The sequence below is a fragment of the Luteolibacter arcticus genome (genome assembly GCF_025950235.1).
Taxonomy (GTDB): Bacteria; Verrucomicrobiota; Verrucomicrobiia; order Verrucomicrobiales; family Akkermansiaceae; genus Haloferula; species Haloferula arctica.
The window spans coordinates 96,581-112,670 of the sequence record NZ_JAPDDT010000014.1 but is presented as its reverse complement, the minus strand read 5'-3'; the positions used below and the strand labels follow the sequence as shown (position 1 = coordinate 112,670).

At 62.1% G+C, this 16,090-nt stretch carries 18 protein-coding genes and 1 tRNA gene; 1 reads left to right on the top strand and 18 read right to left on the bottom strand.

Features of this window, described 5'->3' with window-relative positions; genetic code table 11:
* Window positions 1-27: 27 nt before the first annotated feature.
* The 17 genes from rpsQ to OKA05_RS22990 form a co-directional block, all read right to left on the bottom strand.
* Window positions 28-300 carry a 30S ribosomal protein S17 gene (gene rpsQ / locus OKA05_RS23070; RefSeq protein ID WP_264489562.1) on the bottom strand — a complete coding sequence of 91 codons (273 nt, stop codon included), beginning with the start codon at window positions 298-300 and terminating at the stop codon, window positions 28-30.
* A 38-nt stretch (window positions 301-338) separates the two neighbouring features.
* A complete protein-coding gene (rpmC, locus tag OKA05_RS23065) occupies window positions 339-539 on the bottom strand; it encodes a 50S ribosomal protein L29 (protein WP_264489561.1) in 201 nt (66 codons plus the stop codon).
* A 27-nt stretch (window positions 540-566) separates the two neighbouring features.
* Window positions 567-986 carry a 50S ribosomal protein L16 gene (gene rplP, locus OKA05_RS23060; RefSeq protein WP_169454389.1) on the bottom strand — a complete coding sequence of 140 codons (420 nt, stop codon included), beginning with the start codon at window positions 984-986 and terminating at the stop codon, window positions 567-569.
* Window positions 987-1,030: 44 nt separating this feature from the next.
* Window positions 1,031-1,750, bottom strand: coding sequence for a 30S ribosomal protein S3 (rpsC, locus tag OKA05_RS23055; protein WP_264489560.1), 720 nt, complete (start codon window positions 1,748-1,750; stop codon window positions 1,031-1,033).
* Between the two features lie 25 nt (window positions 1,751-1,775).
* The gene (gene rplV / locus OKA05_RS23050) at window positions 1,776-2,168 is read right to left on the bottom strand and encodes a 50S ribosomal protein L22 (RefSeq protein WP_264489559.1); all 393 of its coding nucleotides are present in this window, start codon (window positions 2,166-2,168) and stop codon (window positions 1,776-1,778) included.
* 47 nt (window positions 2,169-2,215) lie between these two features.
* Window positions 2,216-2,929, bottom strand: a complete 714-nt coding sequence (locus OKA05_RS23045; RefSeq protein ID WP_264489558.1) for a hypothetical protein — start codon at window positions 2,927-2,929, stop codon at window positions 2,216-2,218.
* Between the two features lie 27 nt (window positions 2,930-2,956).
* Window positions 2,957-3,226 carry a 30S ribosomal protein S19 gene (rpsS, locus tag OKA05_RS23040; protein ID WP_264489557.1) on the bottom strand — a complete coding sequence of 90 codons (270 nt, stop codon included), beginning with the start codon at window positions 3,224-3,226 and terminating at the stop codon, window positions 2,957-2,959.
* A gap of 23 nt (window positions 3,227-3,249) precedes the next feature.
* Window positions 3,250-4,092 (bottom strand): 50S ribosomal protein L2, encoded by an 843-nt coding sequence (gene rplB / locus OKA05_RS23035; RefSeq protein ID WP_264489556.1) that lies wholly within the window; start codon window positions 4,090-4,092, stop codon window positions 3,250-3,252.
* A gap of 41 nt (window positions 4,093-4,133) precedes the next feature.
* Complete coding sequence (rplW, locus tag OKA05_RS23030) at window positions 4,134-4,418, bottom strand: 50S ribosomal protein L23 (RefSeq protein ID WP_264489555.1); 285 nt, start codon at window positions 4,416-4,418, stop codon at window positions 4,134-4,136.
* A 21-nt stretch (window positions 4,419-4,439) separates the two neighbouring features.
* Window positions 4,440-5,048, bottom strand: coding sequence for a 50S ribosomal protein L4 (rplD, locus tag OKA05_RS23025; RefSeq protein ID WP_264489554.1), 609 nt, complete (start codon window positions 5,046-5,048; stop codon window positions 4,440-4,442).
* Between the two features lie 39 nt (window positions 5,049-5,087).
* The gene (gene rplC, locus OKA05_RS23020; protein ID WP_264489553.1) at window positions 5,088-5,729 is read right to left on the bottom strand and encodes a 50S ribosomal protein L3; all 642 of its coding nucleotides are present in this window, start codon (window positions 5,727-5,729) and stop codon (window positions 5,088-5,090) included.
* A gap of 53 nt (window positions 5,730-5,782) precedes the next feature.
* Window positions 5,783-6,091 (bottom strand): 30S ribosomal protein S10, encoded by a 309-nt coding sequence (gene rpsJ, locus OKA05_RS23015; RefSeq protein ID WP_264489552.1) that lies wholly within the window; start codon window positions 6,089-6,091, stop codon window positions 5,783-5,785.
* Window positions 6,092-6,125: 34 nt separating this feature from the next.
* A complete protein-coding gene (fusA, locus tag OKA05_RS23010; RefSeq protein WP_264489551.1) occupies window positions 6,126-8,273 on the bottom strand; it encodes an elongation factor G in 2,148 nt (715 codons plus the stop codon).
* 34 nt (window positions 8,274-8,307) lie between these two features.
* Entirely contained in the window at window positions 8,308-8,781 is a 474-nt protein-coding gene (rpsG, locus tag OKA05_RS23005; protein ID WP_264489550.1) for a 30S ribosomal protein S7, read from the bottom strand.
* A gap of 32 nt (window positions 8,782-8,813) precedes the next feature.
* Window positions 8,814-9,233, bottom strand: a complete 420-nt coding sequence (rpsL, locus tag OKA05_RS23000; RefSeq protein WP_264489549.1) for a 30S ribosomal protein S12 — start codon at window positions 9,231-9,233, stop codon at window positions 8,814-8,816.
* A gap of 528 nt (window positions 9,234-9,761) precedes the next feature.
* Window positions 9,762-14,204: a PKD domain-containing protein gene (locus OKA05_RS22995; RefSeq protein ID WP_264489548.1), complete on the bottom strand. Its 4,443-nt coding sequence runs from the start codon at window positions 14,202-14,204 to the stop codon at window positions 9,762-9,764.
* A 577-nt stretch (window positions 14,205-14,781) separates the two neighbouring features.
* A tRNA-Met gene (locus tag OKA05_RS22990) sits at window positions 14,782-14,856 on the bottom strand.
* 115 nt (window positions 14,857-14,971) lie between these two features.
* Here OKA05_RS22990 and OKA05_RS22985 point away from each other — a divergent pair.
* Complete coding sequence (locus OKA05_RS22985; RefSeq protein ID WP_264489547.1) at window positions 14,972-15,481, top strand: peroxiredoxin; 510 nt, start codon at window positions 14,972-14,974, stop codon at window positions 15,479-15,481.
* 3 nt (window positions 15,482-15,484) lie between these two features.
* Here OKA05_RS22985 and OKA05_RS22980 read toward each other — a convergent pair whose 3' ends face one another.
* Window positions 15,485-15,976 carry a VOC family protein gene (locus OKA05_RS22980; RefSeq protein ID WP_264489546.1) on the bottom strand — a complete coding sequence of 164 codons (492 nt, stop codon included), beginning with the start codon at window positions 15,974-15,976 and terminating at the stop codon, window positions 15,485-15,487.
* Between the last annotated feature and the right edge of the window lie 114 nt (window positions 15,977-16,090).

The following is a 16,090-nucleotide window of genomic DNA, read 5'->3' as shown; positions in this document are numbered from 1 at the left end:
AGTGGATCGGTAGAACCGGCGGAAAACTCAGTGCGTGAGCACCTTCTCGAGCGTCCAGCGCTTCAGCTTGGAAAGAGGGCGGGTTTCGACGATGCGGACCTTGTCGCCGATCTGGGCTTCACCCTTCTCGTCGTGCACGTAGTACTTCTTGGAGCGCTTGACGATCTTGTTGAACTTCGGGTGGGGCACCCGGGCGACGTGCTCGACCACGAGGGTCTTGCTCATCTTGTTGGAGGTCACGACGCCGACGCGGGTCTTGCGGACGTGTGCGGCGGTTTCCTGCTGTGGCTGCTCGCTCATGGAAATGGATGGTGGTGGCTGCTGCGGATGCGGGCGGCTCAGGCGTTCTTACGCTGGGTGAGCACGGTTTGGACGCGGGCGGCCTCGCGGCGGAGCACGCGGATGCGGGCGGAATTTTCAAGCGTGCCGGTGGCCTTCTGCAGGCGGAGGTTGAATCCCTCCTCCTTGAGGTCGCGGAGCTTGGACTCGAGCTCCTTCACGGAGAGCTCCTTGATGTCCTTGAACTTGGTCTGAGCCATGGTCGTGGTTCTTTAAGAAGTGATGCCTCAGGCGTGCGGGTTGCGGACGACGAAGCGGGTCGGAAGGCCGAGCTTGTAGGAAGCAAGACGCATGGCCTCCTTGGCCTGCGACTCCGGCACGCCGGCGACTTCGAACAGCATGTTGCCGGGGCGGATCACGGCGACCCAGGCCTCGACGGCGCCCTTGCCCTTACCCATACGGGTTTCCGGCGGACGGGCGGTGATCGACTTGTGCGGGAAGATCCGGATCCAGACCTTTCCTTTACGCTTGAGGAAGCGGTTGATCGCGATACGGCAGGCTTCGATCTGGCGGTTGGTCATCCAACCGCGGTCGAGGGCCTGGAGACCGAAGTCACCGAAGGCGACCGTGGTTCCGCGCTGTGCATTGCCAGCCCGGCTGCCGCGGTGCGACTTCCGGAACTTCGTGCGTTTGGGCATCAAGGGCATGGCTCAAATCCTCCTGGGAAAAATGGTTCGTGTTAAAATTCTGATCAGCCGTTGTTACGCGGCGGGCGCGGGCCACGTGGGCCGCGGTTGTCACGGTCGCGGCGGTCGCCACCACGCTCAGGGCGCGGGGAGCTGCCGTCGTCTTCCTTCTTGTTGACCCAGCACTTGATGCCGATCACGCCGTAAACGGTGCGGGCTTCAGCGAAGCCGTAGTCGAGCGGCACGCGCAGCGTCTGAAGCGGCACCTTGCCTTCGCGGTACCACTCCGAGCGGGCGATGTCAGCACCACCGAGGCGGCCAGCGCAACGGATCCGGATGCCTTCAGCACCGAAGTCCATGGCGGTCTGCACGGCGCGCTTCATGGCGCGGCGGAAAGAAATACGGCGCTCGAGCTGCACGGCGACCTGCTCGCAGATGAGCTGGGCATCCAGCTCCGGCTTGCGGATCTCGACGATGTCGATCTTCACCTGGGCACCCTTGCAGATGTCGGAGATCTCCTTGGTCATGCGCTCGATCTCCGAACCCTTGCGGCCGATGATCAGGCCCGGGCGGGAGGTGTGGAGCGTGACGCGGACGCTATTCCAAGCGCGCTCGATGACCACGCGGGCAAGCGCTGCGAACTGCAGGCGCGAGCGCATGTAGCCGCGGATGCGGAGGTCCTCGTGGAGCTTCTCGGCGTAATCCTTGCCGGCGGCGAACCACTTGGAGCGCCAGTCTTTGGAAACGGCGAGGCGGAAACCGATGGGGTTGACTTTCTGGCCCATGATGAAATGCGGTGTGTGATTGGGATCAGGCGTCCTTGGAAGCCTTCGGGGAAACGTTGACCTTCTTGCGCTTCGGTTCGCCTTCCGGCGCTTCCGCGAGGGTGATGAAGATGTGGCTGGTGCGCTTGAGGATGGCACCGGCGGAGCCCTTGGCCCGCGGCGAGAAGCGCTTGAGGACCGGACCGGCGCCGATCACGGCTTCCTTCACGATCAGCGACTCGGCACTCAACGAGAAGTTGTTCTCGGCGTCCGCGATTGCGGTCTTGAGGGTCTTGTTGATGTGAAAGGCGGCCTTCTTCGGAGTGAAGGTGAGAATGTCGAGCGCGCTCGACACGGGCAGCCCTTGGATTTCGCGGGCGACGTCGCGCGCCTTCTTCGGGGACAGGCGGACGTATTTGGTGGTGCTCTTGACTTCCATGGATCGGGTCGGTGAGGCGTTTGAGAGAATGGTGCGCGGCGCGCGGATTATTCAGTGATGAGAAGGGCGGAATCGCCGAGGCGGACCGGGCCTTGACCCGGGTCGAGCTCCTCGACAAAGGCGCCGCATACGTTGCGGCGGACGTCGGCCACGATGGCGGTGCCGAATGATTGTTCCCCGCGGACGAGGCGATAAGTGGTGCCGATGCGGGCGTTCTGGCTTTCCCCGACGTTGAGGACGAGGAGGCCGCTTTCCGAGTCGATGCTCACCACTTTTGCTTGGCCGGCGGAACCGGCGGCGGCTGCGGGGGCGGGCTTCTGCCTCAGGCCGAGCACTTCGTCAAGCTCCCGCATGGCGGTTTCCACTCGCAGACGTGCGTCGGGGTTCGCGGCCACCGCCTGGCGGAGGTAGTCGGTCACCACGCCCACGAGGCGGGAGCAAACGGCTTCGAGGTCGCTGGAGCGGCGGCGGACTACTTCGAGGTCGGCATTGGCTTGGACCAGACGGTCGTCGCCACCATCGAGCAAATCGCGGCCGAGCGCTTCGAGGCGGAGCTTGACCTGATTCTTTTCCTCGGTCGCCAGTTTCTCCGCCCGGTTCGACTCCACGAGAGCCTTTTCGAGCGACTTGATCTTGGCTTCCTGATCGATGATCCGGTCCTGCAAGGCCGCCACATCCGTTCCCTGCGCCGCACAAGTCCACGCCCCCGCGGACAGTCCGAGGACTGCGGCGGTGAGAGCGAATGGACGCGAGCGGTGCATGGAAACGGGAGTGTGAGCGTGAACGGCTTACTTCTTGCCGATACCGCCGTGCTGGCGGAACAGGCGGGTCGGGGCGAATTCACCGAGCTTGTGGCCGACCATGTTCTCGGTGACATACACCGGGACGAAGGTCTTGCCATTGTGCACGGCGAAGTTCAGGCCGACGAAGTCTGGCGTGACCATCGAGGCGCGGCTCCAGGTCTTGATCGGCTTCTTGTCGCCAGCGGCGGCAGCGGTATCGATCTTGGCCAGAAGCTTCTGGTCGATGTACGGACCCTTCTTGAGAGAGCGAGGCATGAGTTCGTGAGGTAAAGATTAGCTTAGCGCTTCTTGTTGTGGCGGCTTTCGACGATGAAGGTGCTGGTGACCTTCTTCGGCTTGCGGGTCTTCTGACCCTTCGCGTGGCCCCAGGGGCTGAGAAGGTGCTGGCGACCACCACCGGACTTCGACTTGCCTTCGCCACCACCGTTCGGGTGGTCGACGGGGTTCATGCACATGCCGCGGACGGTCGGGCGGACGCCCTGCCAGCGGGTGCGGCCAGCCTTGCCGGACACCTCGTTCATGTGGTCGCGGTTGCCGACGGTGCCGATGGTGCAGTAGCAGTTCTCGTTGAAGCGGCGGATTTCACCGGAAGGCATCTTGATCAGCGCCCATCCGCCTTCGCGGTTGGAGAGCACGGCCTGCTGGCCGGCAGCGCGGGCGACCTTGCCGCCGTTGCCCGGGATCAGCTCGATGTTGTGGATCGCGGTGCCGAGCGGGACGCTCTTGAGTGGCATCGCGTTGCCCACCTTCGGGGCGGCCTTTTCGCCGGACACCACGGTCGCACCGGTCTCAAGACCGGCAGGAGCCAGGATGTAGCTCTTCACGCCATCCTTGTACTGGAGGAGCGCGATGCGGCAGGTGCGGTTCGGATCATACTCGATGCCGACCACGGTGGCGGTCACTTCATGCTTGGTCCGCTTGAAGTCGATCAGGCGGTAGTGGCGCTTGTGACCACCGCCGATGTGGCGGGTGGTGATCCGGCCGGTGTTGTTACGGCCGCCGCTCCTCTTGAGCGGGGTAAGAAGGCTCTTCTCCGGCTTGTGCTTGGTGATTTCGTCGAAGGACGGAAGCACCTTGTAGCGTTCGGACGGGGTATTGGGTGTGAACTCCTTGAGAGGCATGGCTCTGGTGGGGTTGGTTCGGGGTTAGCCGGTTAGAAAAATCAGACGAGGTCGAGCGTTTCGCCTTCCTTGAGACGAACGATAGCCTTCTTCCAGTGGTTGGTGCGGCCTTCATCGGCACGGCGGCGGCGCTTGGCCTTGCCGGCGTAGTTGGCGGTGCGGACGGCGGCGACCTTCTTGCCCAGCAGGGTTTCGACGGCGCGCTTGATATCGAGCTTGTTGGCCTCGCGGTTCACCTCGAGGACGACCTCATTGTTGGTCTCCTGGAGCATGGTGGCCTTCTCGCTGAGGCGGACGTTCTTGATGACTTGGTAGATGTCTTTCATGGCGCGGTTTCAGCGATGAGATTAGGCGGTGCGCTTGGCGAGCGTCTCAAGGGCGTCTTCCACGAGCAACACGGTGTTGGCGTGAAGGAGTTCCTCGACGTTCACGCTTTCGGCGGTGACGAGCTGGGCCCAGCCGACGTTGCGGGCGGAGAGGTAGGTCTTCTCGTCGAAGCTCTTGGCAACGATGAGCACCTTCTTCGGCGCGGCGTCAGCGGAGACGGCGGCGATGAAGGACTTCGTCTTGCCATCGGCGATGGAGAAGGAAGGAAGGACCTTGGCGGTTTCCTCGCGGACGAGGTCCCCGAGCACGCGGCGCAAGGCGAGCTTGCGGACGTTCTTCGGGACGTGCTTCGAGTAGTCGCGGGGACGCGGACCGAAGACAACACCACCACCCACGAAGATCGGGGCGCGCTTGTCGCCGTGACGGGCGTTACCGGTGCCCTTCTGCTTGTAGATCTTCTTGTTATTACCGCGGACTTCGCCACGGGTCTTGGTGTTGGCGGAACCGGTGCGGCGGTTGGCGTGGTAGGCGGTGACGAGATCGTGCACGGCCTGGGCGCCCTTGTCGGCTTCGGCGAGCAGGATGTTCGCGCTCTGCGCGGCGTCAGCGGTGAAAGTTTTCGCGGGCATGACTGGGATGCGATTGAGAGTTTCGGTTCAAACCCGGCCTCAGGCGGCAGCGGTCTTCTTCTTGGCAGGGCGGATGGTGACGAAACCGCCCTTGGCGCCGGCGACGGCACCGGAAATCAGGATCACGCCATCCTCAGGGCGCACGGCGACGACCTTGAGATTCTGCGTGGTGCGGGGCACATCACCCATGTGTCCGGGCATCTTCTGGTTCTTCCAGACGCGGCCCGGGGTGGAGCGGCAACCGATGGCGCCGGTCCGGCGGTGCATCATGGAGCCGTGGGTCTGCTTGAGACCACCGAAACCGTGGCGCTTGACGGCACCCTGGAAGCCGCGGCCCTTGCTGGTGCCGATCACGTCGACCCACTGGCCGGCGGTGAAGGTTTCCATGCCGGTGTGGGTTTCCGGCGCTGCCTGGTCGGCGGCGAAGCGGAACTCCTGCACCTTGTACTTCGGCGTGGAGCCGTGCTTCTTGAAGTGGCCGAGCGAAGGCTTGTCCGTGCGGAACTCCTTCTTGTCGCCGTAGCCGACTTGAACAGCGGAGTAGCCGTCCTTTTCAACGGTCTTCACCTGCAGGCAGGTGTTGCCGCTCACTTCGATGACGGTGACGGGAATCATGGCCTGGCTCGCCTCATCGAAGAGGCGGGTCATACCGAGCTTTTTGCCGAGAAGTCCGAGAGACATGGCGGTGGTCGATTTGAAAGTTGAGAACTGAGATTCGAGATCCTGACTGGACCTCAGATGCGGATGGCGATGTCGACACCGGCGGGAAGGTTGAGCTTCTTGAGCTCATCGACGGTGCGGGCGGTGGGATCGACGATGTCGAGCACGCGCTTGTGGGTGCGGATCTCGAACTGTTCCATCGACTTCTTGTTGACGTGCACGGAGCGGTTCACGCTGAACTTCTCAATGCGGGTCGGGAGCGGGATCGGGCCGGCCACCTTGGCACCGGTGCGCTTGGCGGTTTCGACGATCTCCGCGGCGGAGCGGTCGATGGCGCGGTGATCGAAAGCGCGCAGGCGGATGCGGATCTTCTGGTTTTCCATGGCGGTGGATTAGTGTGAGATGTTGGGTAAGTCTTTAGCTGCCTTGGTCGGTGACGATCTCGGCGACGATGTTGCCCGGCACTTGTTCGAAGTGCGACGGGGTCATGGAGTAGGAAGCCCGGCCCGACGAGAGCGAGCGGACGGCATTGGAGTAGCCGAACATTTCCTTCAAGGGGACGTTCGCGTGAATCACGGCGAGCTTGCCCTTGTTTTCCATGTTCTGGATCTGGCCGCGACGGCGGTTCAGATCGCCCATCACATCGCCCTGGTAGTCGTCCGGAGTGGAGACTTCCACGGCCATGATCGGCTCGAGGAGAATGGCCTTGGCCTTCTTGAAGGCGTCCTTCACGGCGAAGATCGCGGCCATCGTGAAGGCGTTCTCGTTGGAATCGACTTCGTGGAAGGAGCCGCCGAGGACGTCGACGTGGACATCGATGACCGGGTAGCCGGCGATGATGCCATTCGTCATGGCTTCCTTCACGCCCTTGAAAACGGCGTTGTGGTAATCCTTCGGGATTTCACCACCGACGATCTTGTTTTCGATCGTCAGGCCCTTGCCCTTTTCATTCGGGCGGACCTGCAGGCGCACGTGGCCGTATTGGCCGCGGCCGCCGGATTGCTTGACCAGCTTGCCTTCGCCCGGGGCTTCGGCAGTGATGGTCTCGCGGTAGGCGATCTGGGGAGCGCCGGTATTGGCCTCTACCTTGAATTCGCGGCGCAGGCGATCGACGATGATCTCCAGGTGAAGTTCGCCCATGCCGGAAATGATGGTCTGGCCGGTCTCCTCGTCGGTCTTGACGTGGAAGGTGGGGTCCTCTTCGGAGAGGCGGGCCAAAGCGAGTGCCAGCTTTTCCTGGTCGGCTTTGGTTTTTGGCTCAACCGCCATGGAGATGACGGGATCCGGGAAAGTGGGGGGTTCGAGAACGACGTGGTAACCTTCTTTGGCCAGGGTGTCACCAGTGGTGACGTTTTTGATCCCGACCATCGCGGCGATATCGCCGGCGTAACAGGCATCGATGTCTTTATGCTCGTCGGCCTGGATCTGGATCAGGCGGCCAACTCGCTCGGAGCGGCGGGTTCGCGGGTTGTAAACCGTGTCGCCCTTCTTGATCACACCGGAATAGACGCGGAAGAAAACGAGCTTACCGACGAATTTGTCCGCCCAGAGTTTGAAGGCGAGGGAACAGAACTTCTCGTGGTCGGTGGTGTGGACCTCGATCTTGTGCTCCTCGTTATCCGGGTCCATGCCGATCATCGCCGGGAGTTCCAGCGGGCTCGGGAGGTAATCGACGACGGCGTCGATGAGGTATTGGACACCCTTGTTCTTGAAGGCGGAACCGCCGGCAACGGGCACCAGCTTGTTCGCGATCGTGGCGCGGCGGATGGCCTGCTTGAGCTCCTCCTTGGTGATCGGCTCCTCCATGAGGAATTTCTCGCCGAGTTGGTCGTCCACGTCGGCCACGGTGCTCACCAGTTCGGTGTAGGCGGCTTCGGCGATGATCTTTTGATCGGCGCTGAGTTCGCGCACCTCGTAGGTCGAGCCGAACTTGTCGTCGTCGTTGAAGTGGATCTCCTTCTGGTTCACCACGTCGATCTGGCCGGTGAGGTAATCCTCGGCACCGATCGGGATCAGGACCCGCACGGCGTTCGCGCCGAGCTTCTCCTTCACCTCATTGAAGACGTTGTTAAAGTTCGCGCCGACGCGGTCCATCTTGTTAACGAAGACGATCCGCGGGACGTGATACTTTGTGGCCTGGCGCCAGACCGTCTCGGTCTGAGGCTGCACCCCGGCGACGCCGCAGAAGACGACGATCGCTCCATCGAGCACCCGCAGGGAGCGCTCGACCTCGGCCGTGAAGTCCACGTGGCCGGGGGTATCGATGATGTTGATCCGCTGCTCCGCCTTCGGGAACAGCTTGGTCACGCCTTCTTCCGCAAGCTGGATCCACTTGGTGGTCACAGCGGCGGAGGTGATCGTGATGCCGCGCTCGCGCTCCTGCTCCATCCAATCGGTCGTGGCGGCACCGTCGTGCACCTCGCCGATCTTATGGATCATCCCCGTGTAGAAGAGGATGCGCTCGGTGAGCGTCGTCTTCCCGGCGTCGATGTGCGCCGCAATCCCAATGTTCCGCGTCCGCTCAAGCGGATACGGGCGATCAGGATTGTTGGGATTGGAAGACATGGCGGGATGGGGAAGGAACTCCCCGTTGACTTGTTTACCAGCGGAAGTGGGCGAAGGCGCGGTTGGCCTGGGCCATCTTGTGCACGTCGTCGCGCTTGCGGACGGACGAGCCTTGGTTATTGGCGGAATCCTTCAGTTCGTTGGCGAGTGCCACGTGCATCGGGGTGCCCTTGCGGCCGCGGGCGTAACCGACGATCCAACGCAGGGCGAGGGACTCGGAACGATCCGGGTTCACTTCGAGCGGAACCTGGTAAGTGGCACCACCGACACGGCGGCTCTTCACTTCCACGCGTGGCTTGGCGTTCTCAATGGCGCGGGTGACGATCTCGAGCGGATCGACGGTATCGGCGCCTTCGCTCGCCTTGTCGATGGCGGCATAGACGATGCGTTCCGCGAGGGACCGCTTGCCATCGATCATCACCTTGGAAATCAGGTGACCCACGAGGGAGCTGTCGTAGCGGGAGTCCCGGCGATCGGGCTTGTGGAAAGTGCGCTTGCGGCGTGACATGGTCGGAAAAGATTAAGGCTTGCGAAGCAGGATTACTTCTTACCGCCCTTGCCACCCTTGGCAGGAGCTGCGGCTTGGCCCGGCTTCGGACGCTTGGCGCCGTACTTCGAGCGGCTCTGGCGGCGCTTGTCGACGCCGAGGGTGTCGAGCGAACCACGGACGATGTGGTAGCGGACACCTGGAAGGTCTTTCACACGGCCGCCGCGGACGAGCACGATGGAGTGCTCCTGAAGGTTGTGGCCTTCACCGCCGATGTAGGCGATCACTTCGTAGCCATTGGTCAGGCGGACCTTCGCCACTTTCCGGAGCGCCGAGTTCGGCTTCTTCGGGGTGCGGGTCATGACCTGAAGGCAGACGCCTCGGCGCTGCGGGCAATTGCTCATCGCCGGAGACTTCGATTTCTCGATCGGAGTCTGTCGTCCTTTACGGACGAGCTGATTGATGGTCGGCATGGGATTCCTGCGTGGTTCGGTGTTCGCTGGATGCGTCGCCGGACAAGGAAGCGAGCGAAAAATCCCTCGCAGGAGCCTTTTGTCCGGAGCTGCACCCGATAGTGTTTGGAGAATGAAGCCGCCCGCGTGGCAATGAATACCGGTTGGCGGGTGGCGATGTGGGGCGGCGAATCTAGGGATCGAAGGTCACCTGACAAGTCCTATTTCGGAAAAAAATTCACCCGGAATTCCCCTGCGCTGGGGCTGATTTTTTAGAGATTTGGGCCACCCACCTTTCCGGCCATCATCTCTTGAACCCTTTTGTACAGAGAAACTTCCAGCTGCGCTAGAACGCATGGAGGACGGAAAGCACGGCGGTTTTCTCGGCCAGTGCTCCGAATATTCAAACTACGGCGGGTGAAAATAATATCCGCCGCAGCGGAAAAAACTCCGTCAAAGGCAGCATCCCGGCAGTTGATCGCGGACAAGGCGGCGGCGCGGAATCCGGGGCCGGTCTGGGACGCAAATGCGATGATCACGGCACGCCTCTCACCTCAAAGCGAAGACCGCCCGCAGAAAGCCCGCGCGCGCCGAGGTGGGAACCTTCACCACCAAACGCTCGCTGCTGTCCTCCACGATTTCCACGCCTTCCTGACTCCAGCCATCCAAATGTTCCGAGTACTCTACGTGGCAAACCGCATCGTCCGCACCTCCGGTCTTGGGAACGATCATGGTGAAGACCTCCCCCGCTACTTCGGCGATGATCTCGCCGCGGTCTTCCCGGTCGCGGGGATCGCTACCGGTGACATATTCAGCTAGGTTCGGTATCCCGTCTCCATCGAAGTCATCGTCCGGCCCGGACCGCACGTCACCTCCCGGGAAGCAGGCGGTCTGCCAGCCAGCATATCCCGCCGCTGCTAGTGGAGGCACTTCGCCGGAACGCCAGATCGAGCCTGCAAGCCCCGCCGTGTAAAAGCGACTGTTGAAATAGGCGATGTCCGTCCGGTCCGATTGGGCAGGCGTGGGCAAGGGCCGCCACTCCATCCCGTCAATCGATACAATGTTCACCTGAGCGTTGGTCAAGGACATGATCCCGGAGCCTAGGATCAGGCCGTTGCCCCCACCGAAGGCCCGGAGGGAGTCCAGCTTGGTTCCCGTTTTTTTGAACGTGGCTCCGTGATTCAGGGAGTAGAGGATGTCGCCCCTGCGGGCCGCCACACTGTCGCCTGAAGCGCCGATAAACCTGTCTCCTGTATGAAAGAGCATGCCTAGCGAGGTGGTTTGGTAGCTTCCCAGGCCGCTGCTGGTATCGGTCCACGTATTCCCGTCCGGCGAAGTCATCACCAGCCGCGAGTCCAAGCGGGTGCCACCTGCCACGAAATGGCCGTTCCCATAAGCGAAACTGCTGAACCCCCCTGGTTGCCCGCCCAGAAGCGGGGACCAGGAAACACCGTCGACTGAAGACAAGATCGTGCTGTCGCCGCCTCCCGCATAGCAACGGCCACCTGCCGAGACCAAAGCCGTCAGGGACCCACTCTCCAGATAGCGGAGCGTCCAAGTAGTCCCGTCCGGCGAAGTATAGATCACTCCTTGGGAAGACCCGCTGGTCCCGTCGTAGCCGCAGGCAACGAATTGGCCGTCGTGATAAACAATCTCGTCGAGAAAGGGGTACGGGTAGGTCTCCGGGCTGATCCTGCCGCCGGTCCAGCTCACCCCGTCGGGGGAAGTCCGGTAAGCTCCACCGGAATGTCCGACGGCCACGAGCCTGCCGCCCCCAGCCGCAATCGATTCGAGACGATCGGTCGTGTTGGAAGCGAGCTGCGTCCAGTTTGCCAAGGGATCCGTCACCGTCACGGATTTCGTCACCGTGGTCACCCCCCCGCGCCGGTCGAGCGCGTGAAGCTTCACTTGGTGAGTCCCTCCCGCGAGGAAGCGGTGGTAACAATTGGAAGTTTCTTCCAAAAGCGTTTCGTCGCCAAAGTCCCAGAGCAGGGTCAGCGGATCGCCATCCGGATCGGTGCATTGCGACCGGAACAATACCGGCTCCCGAGCGGCGCAAACGGCTGGCGCATCGACTGAGGCAGTGGGTGCGCGGTTTGACGGTTGGAGCGTGCCCGTAGAGTAGAACTTGGGAGAGGCGGAGGAACCATGAGTTTTACCTGAAACAAGCCTCCCGTCCGCATAGAGCGAGTTCGGGGCGTAGGTGGGGGCGGGACCACGCACCCAAGTATGGCCATCCAAGGAAGACAACCAGATGTGCCTTAACCCATTACTTGCTGCAGCGAGCAGGAAACCAGGGCCTGCAGTGAGGCTGCGGATCGCCAAGAGTGAGCCATCACTCCAAATCGACGCGCTCCGATCCAGCGCCACAGTCCAGGACACGCCATCGGTGGAGCGCAAGATTCCGGTTTGCTCACCGAACGCGTAGAACACCCCGTCCACGAATTCCACTCCGAGGAACTTCCCGGTGGAGGACTGGACGACTGGAACTGAACAGGCCGTCCAGTTGATCCCATCCGGGGACGTGTACACAGCAGGACTCCCCGTGGACAAATCACCGGCGCGGCCGACCGTGACAAACATGCCGCGCCCAAAGGCGAGGCCTCTCAATTCCAAGCCGGTTCCAATGGGATACGACTGCCAGGTTTTCCCTTGGTCGGAGGAAATGAGGCTGAAGCCGTCCCCGACTCCCACGAATTTACCCGGGGTGCTTTTCACGGCCCTCATGGCGGCCGCCGGGGGAGTCGAGACCGCAGCCTCCCAAGTTCTTCCATCCCGCGAGCGGAAGAAAGTCGCGCCTGACGAGGCCACGAAAACATCGCCGTCGTAGGCCATGGGGCCTGCTTGGTACGACATGTTATTGCCGCTCCTGACGATGTGCTCCCAATTCACCCCATCGGCAGAGAAGTGGAAGCCAGCCGAACTCATGCCGACGAAACGTCCGCCGAGATAGTGCACAGCCTCATAGACGATGGGGGTGGAAGCCCCTGTCCAGCTCGCGAGCGGGTCGGCCATCGTGACCGTAGCTTGGGTCGTCGCGCTGCTGCCCTTCATGTCGTTCGCCGTCACCTTCACGGTGTAAGTCCCGCCCAAAGCCCACATGTGATCGACGCTCGCTGTCCCGTGAATGACGGCGGCAGTGCCGTCCCCGAAGTCCCATTGATAGATCAGGGGATCGCCATCGGGGTCGTTCGCCGTCACGGACAGCGGGATCGTCTGGCGGGGAACTGCGGTCGCCGGTGCATTCAAGCTCAAGACCGGTGGCTGGTTCCCGGCGAAGGACCCGACCTGCACATTCACATCCAGCCAGGCGTCCCCACCGCTGCCACCTTTCGCCACCGGCGTGATGTGGACTCCATTTGGATCGGAATAGGTCTTACCCAACGGCAGCGCGCAATCCATCTTCCCGGAGGCGGAACCGGGAGTGAGATCGAGCAGCAAAGTCTGGGGCACGCCCGTCTTCTCCAAGGTGAAGAAGGCGCCGTTTCCAAGGGACTGATTAAGGGGAACCCCCGCCCGGTAGCCGATCCAATAGTTATCCGGACTTCCCGGGATCGAAACCCTTACCGCCTGGGTGGCGCCGGTGGTGCCGGCGTCATCGAAACGATGGATTCTCCGTATTCCGGAACTCCCGGCGGAACTCACGCTCGCAATCTGGGAGGACGTTAGCCAATTCAAACGGCCTTTGCCACTCGCACTGAAATGATGGATCGACACATCCGTGCCACTGCCCATCACGTCAAAGGGATCTCCGTATTCCTCCTGGGTGGCGGGCGGACCGAGCACGGTCCCATTGGTCGTCTTCCAGAAGCTCGCGTGATGGATCCCGTAGTTGTGGCCGAGCTCGTGGACGAAGGTGGAGAAACTGATCGTCGCTTGAATCCACATCTTCGTCCCCCCCAGCGTGGCGAGCCCGGCGTAAAGCGCGCCCCCCGAAGTCATCGCGATACTGTTGAAGTGCACTCCTACAATGTCGTAGGCACCCAGTGATCCGATCCCGGCGATCGCCTCGTAGGCATCGCTGGCATCTTGGTGCAGTTCCTCGTTTTTCTCTCCGGCACTGTAGTAGTCGTAAGTCTCGGGCAAGCGGACTATCATCGTGCTCGCCTCTCCGATGATGCGCGTCTTGCCGTAGGACATCTGCGCGATACTTGTCGTAACCGCACCGTTGAGAATGCCCTCCAGTTGGGCCTCGCTGGCGGATTGCCCGGTCAGATTCGGGAAATCCACACGGATGAGGAACACCTTCTTCGGTGTTTCCGTCCACGCGCTGGCAAGCCGGTCCACCTCGTCTTCGACCTCGTTCCACGGAAAGCCGCCATCACCTGAGCCGGAGTCGCCGGGCGACGCCAAGACCACCCGGGAGCCGGCATGGGGACCGGGCCTGTCGTCGAGAGCCGAAAGCCTCGCGTTAAACGCATCGAGAGATGCTTCGCTGGCGAAGTGATAGAGCTTTCCCCCGGCTAGCGCCGTCACCTGGCCGGAGCCCAACCTCAAGCCACTGGAGTAATCACGGCCCGGGTCTGCCTGACCGGAGGGCCGCCTCCCTAAAACCTTGAGGTCGTCAGAGCCCAGCTTCTCAAAAGCATGCTCGCGCAGCACCGCGTGGTCTCCCAGCACGATGCCAGCCAACGGGGTGTCTTCCTTGCTACTTTGGCCCTTGCGGCGACCCACCACGTTTGCCCGGAAGGTTTGGCTCCCGGAAACCAACGTCCACACTGGCTCCCTCGCCAAGCCGGGAATACAAACCGGCATCACCCGCAAGCTTGCCACTTCATTGAAGGACCTCTCGAAATGCGGCTTGAGCGCCTCCGGCAATTCCTCGTAGTCGCTGCGGGAGATGGCATCTTTCAAGGCGCGGGCGGGATCCTTGGCCATCCACTCCAACATTTGCTCCTTGCGCGCCAGGGCGATCCGGAGACCGGTCTCCATTTCGCCCCGCTCGGGCTCGCGGGTGCGGAACTTGGCCCGCCATTCCGCGAACCCTTCCAAGGCCCGGGATTCCCCTACTCCGCTGCCTGCGGAGGATGATGGAATCACACCATCCCGCTCCCCAATTTCAGGTCTTATCAGCCAAATCAGCAGCCCCAACAAAAAGAAGGTCGGGAGAAGAAGGGAGACTCGGCGTTTCACGATGGTTTGATAGGCAGGACTGACAAAAGCTGTCTAGGCGCAAGCATCCGGACGAGGCGGGCTTTTTGCCGAGGAGCGGGACCATCGGATTCGCGCCGCCACCGAACATCGACCGCATCTTGTCGGCCGACGTTTCGCCAAGGATCACCCTTGAATGCGGATACCCGCGACGAAAACATTCCCGGCTCCTGTTTTTTGCGGGCCGGATCTCTGGTGTCAGGAGCCCACCGACGATTCCACGAGGGAATCCAAGGGTGCAGTTCCATTGCCCCAAACGGCCCCACAGGGCCCCCATTTTCCGAGCACTATGTCACGGTATCCCTTGGAGACACGAAAGTCCACTCAATCCGGGGTCCGATCTTCAAAGCAGGATCGGGAAGTTTCCAATCGCTGCGCCTCCTCTGGAAGAAAACTAAACTTCCAGATCGGGTCACCTTGGTAGCAGAGGGCGGATTTGAACCGCCGACCAAAGGCTTATGAGTCCTCTGCTCTACCCCTGAGCTACTCTGCCGTTACCAAGTGCTGCCCTCGCGGGCGGGCGGAGGCTCTAGCGTCGCCCGGCGTTACTGTCCATTGAAAAATCGTCCTCTTGCGGCCCGGCGTTCCCGTGGCAACCTACCGCCTCCATGAAGCCGCTCCAAATTCTCGCCGCCGCCGTCGCCCCCATCGGGCTCGCCATCGCCGCCGCCGCGGCCGAGCCAATCGAGGTCGGAGCGGCGCTGCCAGCCGTCACGGCGAAGAATCAGGACGGCCAGGAGGTGAAACTCGCCGAAGCCGGCGCCGGGGGCTGGACGCTCGTCTATTTCTACCCGAAGGCCGATACCCCGGGCTGCACCAAGCAGGCCTGCTCACTGCGGGACTCCTACGCCACACTCACCGAGAAGAAGGTGAAAGTCTTCGGCGTGAGCATGGACGACGTGGCGGCCCAGAAGGCTTTTCAGGAGAAGTACAAGCTCCCCTTCCCGCTCCTCGCCGACAAGGAGGCCAAGGTCGCCGATGCCTTCGGCGTGCCGCACAGCTTGGGCTTCACGAAGCGGCAGGCTTTCCTCTTCAAGGACGGCAAGCTCGCCTGGCGCGACCTCGAGGCCTCGACCGAGCAGCAGGCGGCCGACGTGTTGAAGGAAATCGAGAAGTGAGCCTCAGCCATCGTAGGCGGCTTGGAGCGCCGCGATATCGAGCTTCTTCATCCTCATCATCGCGGTAATGGCTCGCTTGGCTCCCGGGCTCTCCGCGTCGGTGAACAGCTTGTCCATGAAGGCCGGCACGATCTGCCACGATAGCCCAAAGCGATCCGCCAGCCAGCCGCATTGCTGCGCCTCGGGAGCCCCGCCCGCGCCGAGCTTTTCCCAGTAGTAGTCGATCTCCTCCTGCGTCTCGCAGTCGACGACAAACGACACCGCGCAACTGAAGTGGAAGATCGGCCCGCCGTTCAGCGCAGAGAATTTCTGGCCATCGAGCTCGAAGGAAACCACCATCACCGACCCCGGCGGGCGGCGATGGTTCTCCTGCCCGGCCTCGCTGTAGCGCGAGATCTCGAGAATCTTCGAGTTGGGGAAGATGCTGCAGTAGAAATTGGCGGCTTCTTCGGCCTGATGGTCGAACCAGAGGAATGGGCTGATCTTGGCTTTCATGTCTTGGAGAAGGTGTTCTCCCAACCAACGAACAAGGGCGCCCTTTCCGGACAACGCCCGGACTTTTTCACGGCACGGGCAGATTCCCGGAACTGAAGTGCAAGGCGTTGTTCG

Coding starts and splice junctions, on each gene's coding strand:
- rplC (WP_264489553.1), bottom strand. CDS start 5,729: ATGTCTCTCGGACTTCTCGGCAAAAAGCTCGGTATGACCCGCCTCTTC.
- rplW (WP_264489555.1), bottom strand. CDS start 4,418: ATGAAAGACATCTACCAAGTCATCAAGAACGTCCGCCTCAGCGAGAAG.
- rpsJ (WP_264489552.1), bottom strand. CDS start 6,091: ATGGAAAACCAGAAGATCCGCATCCGCCTGCGCGCTTTCGATCACCGC.
- rplV (WP_264489559.1), bottom strand. CDS start 2,168: ATGGAAGTCAAGAGCACCACCAAATACGTCCGCCTGTCCCCGAAGAAG.
- rplB (WP_264489556.1), bottom strand. CDS start 4,092: ATGCCTCTCAAGGAGTTCACACCCAATACCCCGTCCGAACGCTACAAG.
- OKA05_RS23045 (WP_264489558.1), bottom strand. CDS start 2,929: ATGCACCGCTCGCGTCCATTCGCTCTCACCGCCGCAGTCCTCGGACTG.
- rpsQ (WP_264489562.1), bottom strand. CDS start 300: ATGAGCGAGCAGCCACAGCAGGAAACCGCCGCACACGTCCGCAAGACC.
- rpsG (WP_264489550.1), bottom strand. CDS start 8,781: ATGTCACGCCGCAAGCGCACTTTCCACAAGCCCGATCGCCGGGACTCC.
- rplP (WP_169454389.1), bottom strand. CDS start 986: ATGCCCTTGATGCCCAAACGCACGAAGTTCCGGAAGTCGCACCGCGGC.
- rpsS (WP_264489557.1), bottom strand. CDS start 3,226: ATGCCTCGCTCTCTCAAGAAGGGTCCGTACATCGACCAGAAGCTTCTG.
- OKA05_RS22985 (WP_264489547.1), top strand. CDS start 14,972: ATGAAGCCGCTCCAAATTCTCGCCGCCGCCGTCGCCCCCATCGGGCTC.
- OKA05_RS22980 (WP_264489546.1), bottom strand. CDS start 15,976: ATGAAAGCCAAGATCAGCCCATTCCTCTGGTTCGACCATCAGGCCGAA.
- rplD (WP_264489554.1), bottom strand. CDS start 5,048: ATGCCCGCGAAAACTTTCACCGCTGACGCCGCGCAGAGCGCGAACATC.
- rpsL (WP_264489549.1), bottom strand. CDS start 9,233: ATGCCGACCATCAATCAGCTCGTCCGTAAAGGACGACAGACTCCGATC.
- rpsC (WP_264489560.1), bottom strand. CDS start 1,750: ATGGGCCAGAAAGTCAACCCCATCGGTTTCCGCCTCGCCGTTTCCAAA.
- fusA (WP_264489551.1), bottom strand. CDS start 8,273: ATGTCTTCCAATCCCAACAATCCTGATCGCCCGTATCCGCTTGAGCGG.
- rpmC (WP_264489561.1), bottom strand. CDS start 539: ATGGCTCAGACCAAGTTCAAGGACATCAAGGAGCTCTCCGTGAAGGAG.